This window comes from Sulfuricaulis sp., assembly GCF_024653915.1.
In the GTDB taxonomy this organism is placed as follows: Bacteria; Pseudomonadota; Gammaproteobacteria; order Acidiferrobacterales; family Sulfurifustaceae; genus Sulfuricaulis.
This window is the reverse complement of the sequence record NZ_JANLGY010000016.1, coordinates 16,174-29,523: the sequence shown is the minus strand read 5'-3', so window position 1 is coordinate 29,523 and position 13,350 is coordinate 16,174. Positions and strand designations below refer to the sequence as shown.

The 13,350-nt window shown below is 53.6% G+C and carries 14 protein-coding genes; 11 read left to right on the top strand and 3 right to left on the bottom strand.

All coding sequences use genetic code 11. The annotated features are described in order from the left end of the window. The first annotated feature begins 149 nt into the window (after positions 1 to 149). The 4 genes from NUV55_RS08665 (at position 150) to NUV55_RS08650 (ending at position 3,901) form a co-directional block, all read left to right on the top strand. Positions 150 to 935, top strand: a complete 786-nt coding sequence (locus tag NUV55_RS08665; protein WP_296672104.1) for a hypothetical protein — start codon at positions 150 to 152, stop codon at positions 933 to 935. Positions 936 to 1,231: 296 nt separating this feature from the next. After that, positions 1,232 to 1,639, top strand: a complete 408-nt coding sequence (locus NUV55_RS08660; RefSeq protein ID WP_296672103.1) for a hypothetical protein — start codon at positions 1,232 to 1,234, stop codon at positions 1,637 to 1,639. Between the two features lie 106 nt (positions 1,640 to 1,745). Beyond that, positions 1,746 to 2,420 (top strand): NERD domain-containing protein, encoded by a 675-nt coding sequence (locus NUV55_RS08655; RefSeq protein ID WP_296672101.1) that lies wholly within the window; start codon positions 1,746 to 1,748, stop codon positions 2,418 to 2,420. 719 nt (positions 2,421 to 3,139) lie between these two features. Beyond that, the gene (locus tag NUV55_RS08650; RefSeq protein WP_296672099.1) at positions 3,140 to 3,901 is read left to right on the top strand and encodes a hypothetical protein; all 762 of its coding nucleotides are present in this window, start codon (positions 3,140 to 3,142) and stop codon (positions 3,899 to 3,901) included. A gap of 190 nt (positions 3,902 to 4,091) precedes the next feature. Here NUV55_RS08650 and NUV55_RS08645 read toward each other — a convergent pair whose 3' ends face one another. After that, positions 4,092 to 4,757 carry a hypothetical protein gene (locus NUV55_RS08645; RefSeq protein WP_296672098.1) on the bottom strand — a complete coding sequence of 222 codons (666 nt, stop codon included), beginning with the start codon at positions 4,755 to 4,757 and terminating at the stop codon, positions 4,092 to 4,094. Then, a complete protein-coding gene (locus NUV55_RS08640; RefSeq protein ID WP_296672095.1) occupies positions 4,754 to 6,232 on the bottom strand; it encodes a hypothetical protein in 1,479 nt (492 codons plus the stop codon). The genes NUV55_RS08645 and NUV55_RS08640 overlap by 4 nt, the downstream gene beginning before the upstream one ends. Positions 6,233 to 6,448: 216 nt before the next feature. Between NUV55_RS08640 and NUV55_RS08635 the strand changes: the two genes are divergently transcribed. The 3 genes from NUV55_RS08635 (at position 6,449) to NUV55_RS08625 (ending at position 7,876) form a co-directional block, all read left to right on the top strand. Then, positions 6,449 to 7,144, top strand: coding sequence for a succinate dehydrogenase iron-sulfur subunit (locus tag NUV55_RS08635; protein ID WP_296672093.1), 696 nt, complete (start codon positions 6,449 to 6,451; stop codon positions 7,142 to 7,144). Next, on the top strand, positions 7,141 to 7,452 hold the full coding sequence (locus NUV55_RS08630; protein ID WP_296672091.1) for a succinate dehydrogenase assembly factor 2: 312 nt from the start codon (positions 7,141 to 7,143) through the stop codon (positions 7,450 to 7,452). The genes NUV55_RS08635 and NUV55_RS08630 overlap by 4 nt, the downstream gene beginning before the upstream one ends. A gap of 67 nt (positions 7,453 to 7,519) precedes the next feature. Beyond that, a complete protein-coding gene (locus NUV55_RS08625) occupies positions 7,520 to 7,876 on the top strand; it encodes a hypothetical protein (RefSeq protein WP_367280388.1) in 357 nt (118 codons plus the stop codon). Here the strand turns inward: NUV55_RS08625 and nadB are convergent. Then, positions 7,830 to 9,470, bottom strand: a complete 1,641-nt coding sequence (gene nadB / locus NUV55_RS08620; RefSeq protein ID WP_296672088.1) for an L-aspartate oxidase — start codon at positions 9,468 to 9,470, stop codon at positions 7,830 to 7,832. The genes NUV55_RS08625 and nadB overlap by 47 nt on opposite strands. Before the next feature lie 210 nt (positions 9,471 to 9,680). On the opposite strand from nadB, the gene rpoE reads away from it, so the two are divergent. The 4 genes from rpoE to NUV55_RS08600 all read left to right on the top strand — a co-directional run bounded on the left by rpoE (position 9,681) and on the right by NUV55_RS08600 (position 13,298). Continuing rightward, complete coding sequence (gene rpoE / locus NUV55_RS08615; RefSeq protein WP_296672087.1) at positions 9,681 to 10,259, top strand: RNA polymerase sigma factor RpoE; 579 nt, start codon at positions 9,681 to 9,683, stop codon at positions 10,257 to 10,259. Positions 10,260 to 10,261: 2 nt separating this feature from the next. After that, entirely contained in the window at positions 10,262 to 10,819 is a 558-nt protein-coding gene (locus NUV55_RS08610) for a sigma-E factor negative regulatory protein (protein WP_296672085.1), read from the top strand. After that, positions 10,816 to 11,796: a MucB/RseB C-terminal domain-containing protein gene (locus tag NUV55_RS08605; protein WP_296672083.1), complete on the top strand. Its 981-nt coding sequence runs from the start codon at positions 10,816 to 10,818 to the stop codon at positions 11,794 to 11,796. Before NUV55_RS08610 ends, NUV55_RS08605 begins: the two co-directional genes overlap by 4 nt. Before the next feature lie 101 nt (positions 11,797 to 11,897). Next, complete coding sequence (locus tag NUV55_RS08600; protein WP_296672081.1) at positions 11,898 to 13,298, top strand: Do family serine endopeptidase; 1,401 nt, start codon at positions 11,898 to 11,900, stop codon at positions 13,296 to 13,298. The last annotated feature ends 52 nt before the right edge of the window (positions 13,299 to 13,350 follow it).

The window sequence follows — 13,350 nt, the reverse complement described above, 5'->3', positions numbered from 1 at the left end:
CGGTCCGTATAACATAATCAGGATACACGGACCGGAGAAGAATAATTTCCAGACTGAACAGGTGTTTAGATCATTCGTATCGACACTATCAGTACTGAGGATATCCTGAGAAAATTGCCCTTATATTATCTGTTAGCTCTCACAAGAACATGCATTCAACCTTACTAGAGCGCTTTGCAACCCTGCTCAAGGCCGACTCCGCTAGCGTACGTTCCTATTTGCTAGATTCGGAGCGTGAGGCAGAGGTCTATTACGTGCCGTTTGAAGAAGTGAACATTGACGCGAAGCTTGTCCTCGTCGGCATCACTCCCGGACCGACCCAGATGAATACTGCCCATAGAGTTGCGGGCGTGGCTTTACGGGGTTCACTACCCGCTGCTGGGGTTTTGAGAAAGGCGAAGCAAACAGCAGCTTTCGACGGAATGAGGCCTCGGATCAATGAAATGTTGGACCATTTCATGATCCCCCAAAAACTTGGCCTGAACAGCGCGGCGTCGCTATGGGGCAGCAATTACGATTTCTTTCATCCCACTTCCATCATTCCAAATGCTGCTTTCAAGGCTGGCAAATACTTCAATGGTCCATTTAACGACGTACTTTCCAGAACGATATTCCGTCGTGAATTCGAGAACGGGTTTGTCACCACGTTCGCTCAGCTCGCAAAGAAGCCATTCGTCATTGCAATGGGGCCCGTCGTTGACGAAGCGATGAAGTGGTGCATAGCGAATGGTGCAGTTGCGGCGAGTCAATATCTTGGCTATCTGCCGCATCCTTCCGGCAACGCAGGATCGCAGTTCTCGTATTTCATGCGCAAAAAGCGTATTGATGATCTAAAGCCAAAGGATCCGGTACGTCATCGCGCAGCCGATCTGGACGCGGCATATTTCGTCATGGCACAGAATGTCCGTGAGCGGCTTGATTTCACTAAGAGCTAACAAATTGCTGCACGCGACGTGCGAAGATGCACGCGCGTGAGCAATAGCGTTGAGACTGTAGGAAAACCCCAAATCGACACCGATTTGCACAAACAATAGGTAGTGGCAAAAGTACTGGATCGAAATGGAAATACAGACAGAAATGCGCCAGAGCCTGCGTGACGAGTATTTGCACACATCGTTGAAATCCGTCGACACAACGGCACTTTCATCGCACTGTGTCGCATCTGGTAAGTTGGGGTCCGAAAAGGAACTTTTCCTACAGTCTCGTTAGGTTTCAACGTAAGGGAGATGTGGTGAAGGAATACATTGTCGTTTTCGTAAGTATTCTCGCTGGTGCTGGCGGCTATTTACTTACGACGTTCTGGTTTCAACCGATACTTCGATACCGGGAAATAAAACACCAAATCTTTACGGATCTCATCTTTTATGCCAATGCAATTAATGCTGATGGTCTAATTGAGCTAATGAAAGACCGAAAGGACCAGCGAGTCGAGGCCAACCGCCGCCACTCCGCCGAGCTAAGGGCTTCTTATAAAGATCTTCCTTTTTGGTACAGGAAATGGTTGGGCCGTAATGGCGAAGACCCAATGGAAGCGGCTACTCATCTGATGGGACTGTCGAACACGATAGACTACGACAAAGCAGATAAACGGATTGAAAGAATCAAACAACACCTAAGGATTTACACTGATATTGTCTAATTTGAAACCTAACACTTTGTTCGTGCCGACGCCGGGGACGACGCACCATGTTTCCTGATGCTTTTGCGGCCGGCGCGGCACACCTCAATCGTTATGCGGAAATGAAATGAGAATACTACGAGGATGGTTCGGCGAAAAGAAAACAGCTTTCAATATGTGGCTGTCCCTTAATGCCGATATTTATCGGAGATTTCATGATGTCATTATACCCACAAAAAACGGAACAACTCAGATAGATCATCTTTTAGTGTCACCATATGGGGTATTTATAATAGAAACAAAAAATATAAAGGGATGGATATTTGGATCTGAGGATCAGTCAAATTGGACCCAATCACTATATGGCAAAAATTATTCGTTTCAGAATCCTATTCGACAAACCTTCAGACAAAAGAAGGTCCTCTCTGAATATCTTAGCCTTGATGAATCCATCATTCGTACAATTATCTATTTCGTTGGCAACTGTAAGTTCAAAACCGAATTGCCAGATAACGTAATAAGATCTGGTCTGAGTTCATACATAAAACAATATCGTGATCGCGTACTTTCGGCAGAAGAAATTAGTCGCACATTAAAAATAATCGAAAAACTTATTTCAGAGTCTACACTTACAACCAAAGATCATATGCAGTCTTTGCGCGAACGGCACAGCTCTACAACAGTTTGCCCGAAGTGTGGTTCTAACTTAGTTGAACGAACGGCGAGAAAAGGTCTTAAAGCAGGTTCGAAATTTCTAGGGTGTGAAAACTATCCGAACTGTCGATTTACAAAAAACGCATAACAATGTGCTCGTGTGGGACGCTTGCTTCGCTACGCGCCCCACAGCTTAAACGTTGAATGTCCGTTTCCGAATACTGCGACCGTCCGCTTTTGGGAAAGGTAATGACCGGAAGTGGCCGTTAACCGACCGTCAGAATTCGACCCATAGCAGTCAGTCACAAATCATAACAATAGCTATGTTATTGATACGCCAGCAGAGACGAACATCTATCCAGCCTCACAGCAGCATGCTCAGTTATTGTTCGTAGGTGCAATTGGTGATAGTGACAACACTTAACCGTATTTCACAAACAGCACTGCATACAGTATGCTCTCTTTGCGACTGGCAAAAAGAATCAGACAGGCCAGTTTGTCGTTATGTGATAAGTAGAACTCTCTAAAGTGAAAGGAGAATCGTATGGCTTCCTGTCGTTATTGCTCTACTAGTGGTTGTAATATGAGGCAGTGTACTAAATGTAAACAAATTTGGTGCGAGAATTGCATTCAGCAGCCCGGCAAGGTTCCTAATTATCCTTCTTTCCCCGGGGCTGTAAACGTCTGCCCGTTTTGCAATTCTCTGGACACCGTCACTACCGCTGACTGAGAAAATCTGTAATTACAGGCCAAACTAGATGTATATCTGGTGGCTTAAATCCTTTCCGGTAGCTTCAAGCCTCTCACTCAAATCGACCTTAGCGAGGACTTTGACAATGAGATACCGGATAGCGCTTGCTAGCGCATATGGAAGTATTGATGATACCTAAGAATTTTCAAGAGTGGGTTTGTTCTTTGTCGGGCTGTGATGGTGGAAATATAGAGGCCGACACTTGGCTTTGTGGAATTGAATGGGGAGGCGGCAGTTACGAAGACGGAATTTACTATGAAAAGCATTTGCCTGAAGAAATCAGTAAGGGCAAGTTCACTCCAGAACAAAACCTGTTTAAATGGAAAGACAGCATCACATATCCATATGGCAGGAGCTTTGCGAAGCTTTACGCGGCCATGCAGGGAGAAAGTGGCGAAGATTACAGGGATCTTGCTCTAAATAAATGGGATGGATCAGAATTGTTCAAATTGAATCTATACCCAATAGCATTTGATTCAACAAACGAATCTCTCTGGCAAAAATATAAATTAAAAGAAATCACCGGGTTTGATGAAAAGCACTTATTTCAAACTTGGTGCTTTATGAACAGATTCCCCGCCTTATCCAGGCTCAGAGAAGAGAAAGCGCCTAAATTAATTATTTGCACAGGAGTAAGTTATCTACGCGAGTTCTTTATGTGCTTCGGTGGGGGCCAAAGTACTAGTGGACTTATTAAATATGAAGACATTACTCCTACCTCGGAAAACAATAGACAATATAAAAGACGCTACTATTGGGTCAATATTGATGAGCAGACTAAATTAGTAGTCATTCCATTCTTCTCTGGTCCTTCCGGTCTAAATAGCAATTATTTATTGAAGTTGATGGGAAATAAGATTCGAGAAATATGCACTTAACAACGCGTCAATTAGTTTGCTCGCAAGCTCGCGCATTTTACGTGAACGTTGAGTGTCAGGTTTTTAAGGATAACCCGACCGGCTGCTTCTGGCCGATAGCAGACAGGTTACAGCTTCTTGTAAAAAGAGGTTAGATAATTACTCGCTGCAGATGCGCTTTTGTCACAACACCGAACTCATAGGACATTTCTTATCCTCGGCCCTTAAAGATGCGCTCCAGATGCTCCAGATCGTTCACCACCTTCCAGTCTGAAGCCCCGGCGTCGCGGGCGCGCTTTTCCCACCATTCCAGACGCCCCATATAACGTCGCGGATCAACGTTGTCGGTGGTGAGCTTGGTGACGTTCAGCGCGATGATGCGTATGCCTTTTAAATCGATCGGAAAATCGCGCACGGTTTTGTAGTCCAGCTCTTCCTGCATGTCGGAGAAAATCAGGATGGTTTTCTGTCCGGCGCCGGTCTCGTTCAGGAATTCCGAGGCCTGGATCATGCCGCCGGTGATGTCGGTGTAGGCGCTGCCTTTTTTGAGGTCGGCCTTGAAGGTGCCGACCTTGTGCGCGAACTCGCGCTTCTGGTTGTTCATCTGCATCGGGTCTTTGCCCAGAGACACCTTGGCAATAATATCTTTCTCGGAAAAGCTGCGGCTCTTGACCCGCGCCACGGCGAAGGAATCACCGGCCTTCAGCGTGCCCAGCATGTAGCTCACGACGCGCTGGGCCTTGTCGAGTTCTTTGGAGTAAGTCCCCGAGGTGTCCACCAGCATGTAGACCGCTTGTGCGTGGGTACGTTGGTCAGCGCAGGAGATGGCGAACAGGCTTAACGCCAGAACAGGAATAATCCAGAAGCGCCGGCTCACAGTACATGCTCCCCGTGTTTGGATAAGGCGGCCATGCCGCCTGAACTGCCCGGTGGCAGTGTGGCTTGGCGTGGGCCACGATTCATCACAGCGCGCTCAATGATCAGTGGCAGAAAGATGATGGCATCATAAAGGTACCCAGTGCCCTTGCCGATCTGGTGCACCATCGTGGAAATGAAACGCATGGCAAAACCCAGCGCACGGATGGAAAGTACCAGCAATGCGCCGAACACCGTGCGCCCGGAATGGATAAGGTACTCCAGCGGGATGGCCACAAAGGCCAGCGCGAAGGGCAGGGTGAAGCCGAGGATCATCTGAGCCGCCTTGGGAATATCGAGCGCCCAGGAATTGGCTACTGCGGCGGTAACAGCGCTGCCACCGGCCAGTTCCTGTTTCAGCGCGATATCAGCCGAAATGATCAAGTCGCGCATGACTGCCAGCGCTACTTCCACGCCGGCAAGAATCAGCAGGATGCTGAAGGAAATCCATACCAGCCAGCGCCGCATGCGATTGTTGAGGTTGTTGAGCGGGAACAGATGGGTGTAGCCCAGCGACTCCATCAGGAACAAACCCATCAGAGTCTCGAAGAAGATAATCACCATAGCGGCGAGATAAGATGCCTGAATATCGCCGACGATGTATTCGGACCCGCCGACCATGGCGGCCATCGGACGCTCGATGAGCCAGAAGTTCACGAACGCGCCACCGGCGGCGATCGTGATCGCCAGCAGCGAAATCACGAACAGGATTGTGGAGGAGGAGGTCAGCGAATGTTCGGCATTTTCGCTCTTGGCATGGATCTGTTTGAACTTCTCAACCTGCTCGTCGATCTTGGCGGCGCTCTGCTGCATGCCGGTGAGATCCTTGTCGACCCGTTTCAGACTGCGGTCGACTGAGCGCCAGAACGGCATGAAGTTCTTGAGAATATTATGGCGTTGCTTGGATGACTCGCGGTACTCGGCGACAACTTTGTCGTAGACATCATCAATAGAGTTACTGATGTCTTCCAGTATCCGTTCCACCAGCCCATCGCCAGAGGGTTTGATCTTGGCGATGGCGGCCACGGCCTTGGTCCATTCCGGAGGCGGCGGCGGTACTTCACCGCATTTCTGGAATTCCTCCTCGATGCGCGTGATCTCGTCCATGAGCTTGCGCTGCAGCGCCGGGTAACCGTGCAGGTCGCGTTCGACCAGGCTGGTGACGCGGTCGAATTCCTTGACGATGTTGAGCGAGACCTCTTCGCGTCCGCGTGACAACAGCACGAGCTTGTTGCGCTCACGTAGCGCATCGGCTGACTTGAACAGCCAGCGTGACATCAGGCGCAGCGGATTGCTGACCGCGCGGAACATGGCATGCAGCAGGCTGTGCATCGCCTGGCGCGCGCCGTAGAGTATTGGGACAGCGATGAAAAACAGAAGCAGCAGGGACAACAACAGCTGGTCCGGCCAGACGATTAAGGCGTGCAGAATTTCCATGGCTCTCTCCCAATGTGAAACACGGAAACGCTCTCTCTGGAGCTGTTTCCGTGTCTGATGTGTTAATTATTAGCGTAGTTCCGGGAGCGAGCCGCCTTGGGCCGACCAAAGGCGGGAAACATGGGGATTACTGGTTGGTATTCCGGGCTGTTTCGGGTAGTAAATGCCGGGTTTTCCGGTGTTTCACAGGGTAGGACAAACGGCTAAACTCAACGCATGCGATTTTCGATCTATCGCTTCAATCCCGAAACCGACAAAAAGCCGCGTATGCAGGCCTACGAGCTGTCCGATGACAGTGGGGCGGTCATGTTGCTGGATGCGCTGCTGTTGCTCAAGCAACAGGATGACAGCCTCGGATTCCGGCGTTCCTGCAGAGAGGGGGTCTGTGGGTCAGACGGAATGAATATCAATGGCCGCAACGGCTTGGCCTGCATCACCCCGCTGGATAGCCTGAGGCAGCCGATTGAGCTAAAGCCGCTCTCGGGTGTACCGGTAGTGCGTGACCTGATTGTGGACCTGAGCCAGTTTTACAGCGCCTACCGGGCGGTGAAGCCTTGGGTGATCAATCATGATCCGGAGCCGGAGATTGAGCGGCTACAGGCGCCGGAAGACCGCGACAAGCTGGACGGTCTTTACGAGTGCGTACTTTGTGCCTGTTGTACAACGGCTTGCCCGTCATTCTGGTGGAATCCCGATAAGTTTCTGGGGCCGGCGGCCTTACTGCAATCTTGGCGTTTTCTGGCGGATAGTCGCGACCAAGCCACCGGCGAGCGCCTCGACGATCTGGAAGATCCTTATAAGCTGTTCCGTTGCCATACCATCATGAATTGCACCGAAGTCTGCCCCAAGGGACTGAACCCGGCCAAGGCCATCGGGCATATAAAGATGATGCTGGCGAAGCGCGTCTTGTGACGGAAAAGTCTCCTTCCCCCTCATCCCCACCCCTTCTCCCGCCGGGGGAGAAGGGAGCAAGCCGAAGCGCAAACGACGCGCGTCGATATGACCGGTTGCGCTGGCGCTCCCGGCGAGGATTGCTGGAACTGGACGTGGTCCTCAAGGAATTCCTCGACCAGCGCTATGCCAGTCTCACCTCCGACGAGCAGGATGCTTTTGAAAAACTTTTGACCACATCGGACCAAACCCTCCTTGCCTATCTGCAAGGGAGCCAAAAACCACCTGAAAAAGAGTTAATGCAACTTGTCGCAAAAATCAGAAACTAACCTGATTTTAAACATAAAAGTTTCCTATCTATTGGCCGGGATATTTTTGGCTGCGCACTTGGGTGCGATGGCTTTAGTGGCTGCCGTACCTGTTCCCTGGTGGTTGCGCATGGTTCTTTGGGCCCTACTCGGATCGAGCCTTTATTATTCTTTGATCACCCATGCTTGGCGCTCTGGGCCCTTGAGCATCCAGGCGATCGAACTGGATAATGAAGGCATGGCCTCGGTTCGTATGGCGGGGAGCGATACATGGCTGCCGGCCCGGATCACAAGCCGGTTGGTGCACCCCGGGGTAACACTGATGAGTTTGCGACTGGAAGGTCACCGCTGGCCGGTGAATCTGGCGATTGCCGCAGATGCGGTCGAGCCGGAGTCGTTCAGGCGTTGGCGCGTCGCCCTGAAACTTCAGGCGGTGGCGGCGTAAGTATGGTGTCTTGTGGGGCGCCCGATCTGGGCTGAGGAAAGTCACGCGTGAAATGCAGCCCGCGCGATTCGCGGCGCGCGAGTGCAGACTGGATGATCAATTCCGATACCAATAATAAATTACGTAATTCAATAAGATCGTTGGTAACTTTAAAGTTACTGTAGAACTCCCGTACCTCTTCTTTCAGCATGTTCACCCGGTGTTGCGCGCGCTGCAGGCGCTTGGTGGTGCGCACGATGCCGACGTAACTCCACATGCCGCGACGCAGTTCATCCCAGTTATGTGAGACCACGACCTGCTCATCGGGATCGGTGACGCGACTTTCGTCCCACGCCGGCAAGCCTTCCGGAACCGGGCCGGCGGCGGGTAGTTGCTTCAGGATGTCGTCGGCCGCCGCTTTGGCGAACACCAGACATTCCAGCAGGGAGTTGCTGGCAAGGCGATTGGCCCCGTGCAGGCCGGTAAAAGAGCATTCACCGACGGCATAAAGCTGTGCCAGGTCGGCGCGGGCGGACAGGTCGGTCATGATTCCGCCGCAGGTATAGTGCGCCGCCGGCACCACCGGGATCGGCGCGCGCGTGATGTCGTAACCGTAATCCTTGCAGCGTTGATAAATCGTCGGGAAATGCTCCTTGATGAAATCCGCCGGCTTGTGACTGATATCCAGGTGCACGTAATCGAGACCGCCACGTTTCATCTCATAGTCGATGGCGCGTGCGACGATATCGCGTGAGGCCAGTTCACCGCGCGGATCGTGATCCTGCATGAAGGCCGTGCCATCGGGGAGCGTAAGCTTGCCACCTTCGCCGCGGACTGCCTCGGAAATGAGGAAAGACTTGGCGCGCGGGTGATAGAGACAAGTCGGGTGGAACTGCACGAACTCCATATTGGCCACGCGGCAGCCGGCGCGCCAGGCCATGGCAATGCCATCGCCCGTGGATGTGTCCGGATTGCTTGTATATAGATAGGCCTTGCACGCTCCGCCCGCAGCCAGCACCAAAAATCGGGAACTGTAGGCCAGGATATGGCCGCTTTCCTTGTCGAGCGCGTACGCACCCAGACAACGATTGCCCTCCGAGCGACCGAGTTTCTGGCTGGTAATGAGGTCAATGGCAATGTGATTTTCACGCAGCGTGATATTGGGGTGACGGCGCACCAGACCTTCCAGCGTGGTTTCCACGGCGCGGCCGGTGGCGTCAGCGGCATGGATCACGCGGCGGTGGCTGTGACCGCCCTCGCGTGTCAGGTGATATTCGAGGCCATTGTGCGGATGTTCCTCGCGACTGAAGGGCACACCGCGCTCGATGAGCCAATTGACCGCCGCCGGTCCTTCACGCACGGTGAATTCCACCGTGTCCCGGTGACACAGGCCGGCGCCGGCGTTGATCGTGTCCTGGATGTGAGAATCAAAGCTGTCTTCTTCGCCGTTCAATACCGCGGCGACACCGCCTTGGGCGTACAGGCTTGAGCCTTCGGTGAGCGCGGCCTTGGCCAGAATGGTGACGCGTGCCTGATCCGCAATTCGCAGGGCGAGGCTCAGGCCGGCAACTCCGCCGCCGATAATCAGGACATCGGACGACTGCGATGTGGTCATGCGGGATGTGGGCGAGGGGAGGACACGTTGGTGACGTTTACGATATCCTATCACACGAGTCGGCCCGCACTGATCGGGCCAACGCAGCTTCAGGGACGGAAAATTGAACAAGAAATCCCCTTTTTTTCAGGCTTTGCCAGCGAACTTCGGCCATTTCTGGCAGTCAATCAGTTTCGGTATGCCCCGTCATGCGCAGGGGGTTCAAACCCCATGAGCGAGCGAAGCATTGACCAGAAGCTGGTCGTACGGGTGCAGAAGGGCGACAAAACCGCCTTCGACCTGCTGGTCCGGAAATACCAGCACAAGATTGCCAAGCTGATCTCGCGTTACGTGCGCGATCGGCATGAGGTGGAAGACGTGACGCAGGAGGCCCTCATCAAGGCCTACCGCGCCATCGGCGGGTTTCGAGGTGAGAGTGCGTTCTATACTTGGTTGTACCGCATCGCCGTGAACTCGGCGAAGAATTATCTGGAGTCGAAAGGACGTCGCCCGCCCGGAACGGACATGGAAATTGAAATTGCGGAGCTGGCCGACGGCGGTTCCAGCCTGCGCGAGCAGGCGACACCGGAGCGACAGATGCTGACGGACGAAATTGCCAATACCGTGCACCGGGTAATCGAAGGGCTTCCGGAAGACCTGCGCACGGCGATCACCTTGCGCGAGATTGATGGCATGAGTTACGAGGAGATCGCACAGGTCATGGATTGTCCGATCGGCACGGTGCGCTCGCGCATTTTTCGCGCGCGCGAAGCGGTCGATCAGGAATTGCGTCCTTTGCTGGAGAGATGAATATGAGCAACACCGAAGACATGAAAGAAAAGTTGTCCGCACTGGTGGATAACGAACTCGATGATCTGGATGAACGCCGCGTCATGGCGGCTCTTGAAAAGGATGCCGACTTGCGCCGGACCTGGGAGCGTTACCATCTGCTGCGCTCAGCCCTGCATCAGGATCTGGACGTGCTAATCCCGCGCGACATGGCGGAGCGCGTGGCGGTGCAAATCGGCATGGAGCCCGCCGGCACCGGTTCCTTCCCGCGCCAGAAAATTACCCGCTATGCCGGAACATTTGCCATCGCCGCCTCCGTGGCAGCCATCGCTATCGCGAGCGTTCAGTGGTTTAACCGCCCCGCATCGTCACCGGTGACGCCGCTGGCGGCCGTTCAGCCTGCGCCGGAAAATATCATCCGTGCCGGTACCACGCGCTGGGACATGCAGCAAAAGGAACCGGAAGCGGTGAGCGCGTTGAACGCCTTCCTGGTCGAGCATAATGAATTTGCCTCGTCCTCCGGCATCGGTGGAATGATGCCTTACGTGCGCGTCGTTGGTTATGATAATCCTGCTAAATGAACCTCCGTACGCTCTCCCGTCACCTCTTTTTTCCTGTCTGTCTGGTTTTCAGCACCGCCGCCCTGGCCGGTGACACCGCGCATGACTGGCTGATGAAAATCAACCAGGCGGCCCGCATGCTCGATTACGAAGGCGTTTTTGTTTATCAGCACGAGACCCAGCTTGAGGCCATGCGCATCATCCACAAAGTGGAAAATGGAGCAGCCCACGAGCGGCTCGTGTCCCTTAACGGCGCGCCGCGTGAAATCATCCGCAACCAGCATGAAGTGACCTGTTACTGGCCGGACAAAAACTCGGTGATGGTGGAATTCCGCAAGGCAGACAAGCAGACCTTCCCGGCCATATTGCCGGAGCGCATCCAGGACCTTGATGATTACTATGCAATACGACTGGGCAACGTGGAGCGCGTTACCGGCCGGCCGGCCCAACTCGTGATTGTTAAACCGATCGACCAGTATCGCTATGGATATCATCTGTGGGCGGACAAGGAGACCGGTCTGTTGCTGAAAGCCGATCTCCTTGATACCCAAGGCAAGATTCTCGAGCAATTCATGTTCACGCACATCAATATTGGAACAAAAATTCCCGCCTCGGCGCTCATGCCCGGTGTGGCCGGAAAAGACATGGTCTGGCACCGGGAAGAGGAGGATCTTAAAACGATTCCGGCCAAACCCGGTTGGATGGCGGCGCAGTTGCCCAAAGGCTTCCGGCTTTCCGCTCACATTTCGCGCCAGACGCTAATGCGAAAACGCCCGGTAGAGCATCTGGTGTACACGGATGGACTGGCGGCGGTGTCTGTGTTTGTGGAGAAGCGCGGCGAAGACACCAAGCCTTTCATGCTGGGACCCAGTCGCATGGGTGCGGTGAACGCGCTGGGCTCACGCATTGATGATTATCAGGTTACGACGGTCGGTGAGGTCCCGGCGGAAACCATCGCCCTGATTGGCGGATCGGTGACACCGGTGGCGAATCAATAGAATAGACAGGATTAACAGGACTAAGCAGGATTACAGAAATACAAATGTGAGGATTTCTTACTACTATAAGAAGGATCGTGGTTATATTGAAATCCTGTTTAATGACAAGTTTTCGTTTTTCAGCTCTTCTCCTTCTGCTCCTCTCGGCTCCGCTGGCGGCCGCACAGCGTGGGCTGCCGGATTTCAGTCGGTTGGTCAGCCTGAACGGTACCACAGTAGTGAATATCAGCGTCACGCGCGAGCTGAAGCCAGCCGGTTTTTCAGCGGAAAATCCTGCGCCAGAGGACGGCAGCGCGCGTGATTTTACTCGCCGTAATTTCGGCGAGGGCGCGGCACCTACCGAGGAGAATTCATTAGGGTCGGGATTCATCATCAGTTCTGATGGTTACATCATTACCTGCGCGCATGTCATCGAGAACGCGCGTGAAATACTGGTGCGCTTGAACGACCGGCGTGAATTCAGCGCACATCTGGTGGGTTCCGACCGACGCAGCGACATCGCGTTGTTGAAAATCGAATCCACCGGATTGCCCACGATCGTCATCGGTGATGCCAACAAGCTTCAGGTGGGTGAATGGGTGTTGGCCATTGGTTCGCCCTTTGGTTTCGACAGTTCAGCCACCGCCGGCATCGTTTCCGCCAAAGGGCGGACACTGCCGAATGAAAATTATGTGTCATTCATCCAGACGGATGTGCCCATCAACCCCGGCAACTCCGGTGGCCCGCTATTCAACCTGAAGGGCGAGGTTGTCGGTGTGAATTCACAGATATACAGCGGCACCGGAAGTTTCACGGGTGTGTCGTTCGCGATTCCCATCGATGCCGCCATGACCATTGGCTCGCAACTCAAAAGCGAGGGCAGGGTGCGTCGCGGATGGCTCGGCGTGAGTTTGCAGGATGTGTCGCGGGCATTGGCAAGCGCTTATGGTCTGAATACACCACGTGGCGCCCTGGTGGCGGATATTCTTCCCAAAAGTCCGGCGGCAAAGTCCGATCTGCGCGCCGGCGATATTGTGGTGGAGTACGAAGGCAAGGTCGTTAACCATTCTTCCGATTTGCCGGCCCTGGTCGGACTTTCAATGCCGGGTACGCATGCGCGTTTTCGCGTGTTCAGACGTGATCAGGCCTTGCAAACCGTTGTCGTGACGTTGGGTGAGCTTAAGGAAGAATTTCCGGCACGGCCAACAGTCAAGAAGGACCGCCCAGAGCGTCAGTCGCGATTTGGGCTTTCCTTGGGGGATATCACGGGCCAGCAACGGCGAGAGCTGGATATCGATCACGGCGCGAGCGTGAATGACGTCGAGGAAGGTCGTGCGCGCGATACCGGTTTGCGTCAGGGCGATGTGATTCTGGAAGTAGACGGCAAACGTGTCACGGATGCTGACGGGTTCCGCCGGCTCCTGGCGCACATGCGTCCCGGGCGACCCGCGGTGTTGCGGGTGCGACGCGGGATGGCGACGCTGTTTCTGGCCCTGGACAGTGCTGGACGGCCTGCACCCTGAAACATTTATGCCGCCCCTGAAATAGGGTATGCTACGCCGAACAGGGCGGACG

What these genes read in the sequence shown, in the direction of transcription:
- NUV55_RS08605 (WP_296672083.1), top strand. Translation starts at nt 10,816, where the DNA reads ATGAACCTCCGTACGCTCTCCCGTCACCTCTTTTTTCCTGTCTGTCTG.
- NUV55_RS08635 (WP_296672093.1), top strand. Translation starts at nt 6,449, where the DNA reads ATGCGATTTTCGATCTATCGCTTCAATCCCGAAACCGACAAAAAGCCG.
- NUV55_RS08610 (WP_296672085.1), top strand. Translation starts at nt 10,262, where the DNA reads ATGAGCAACACCGAAGACATGAAAGAAAAGTTGTCCGCACTGGTGGAT.
- NUV55_RS08650 (WP_296672099.1), top strand. Translation starts at nt 3,140, where the DNA reads ATGGAAGTATTGATGATACCTAAGAATTTTCAAGAGTGGGTTTGTTCT.
- NUV55_RS08665 (WP_296672104.1), top strand. Translation starts at nt 150, where the DNA reads ATGCATTCAACCTTACTAGAGCGCTTTGCAACCCTGCTCAAGGCCGAC.
- rpoE (WP_296672087.1), top strand. Translation starts at nt 9,681, where the DNA reads ATGAGCGAGCGAAGCATTGACCAGAAGCTGGTCGTACGGGTGCAGAAG.
- NUV55_RS08640 (WP_296672095.1), bottom strand. Translation starts at nt 6,232, where the DNA reads ATGGAAATTCTGCACGCCTTAATCGTCTGGCCGGACCAGCTGTTGTTG.
- NUV55_RS08625 (WP_367280388.1), top strand. Translation starts at nt 7,520, where the DNA reads ATGGCTTTAGTGGCTGCCGTACCTGTTCCCTGGTGGTTGCGCATGGTT.
- nadB (WP_296672088.1), bottom strand. Translation starts at nt 9,470, where the DNA reads ATGACCACATCGCAGTCGTCCGATGTCCTGATTATCGGCGGCGGAGTT.
- NUV55_RS08600 (WP_296672081.1), top strand. Translation starts at nt 11,898, where the DNA reads ATGACAAGTTTTCGTTTTTCAGCTCTTCTCCTTCTGCTCCTCTCGGCT.
- NUV55_RS08655 (WP_296672101.1), top strand. Translation starts at nt 1,746, where the DNA reads ATGAGAATACTACGAGGATGGTTCGGCGAAAAGAAAACAGCTTTCAAT.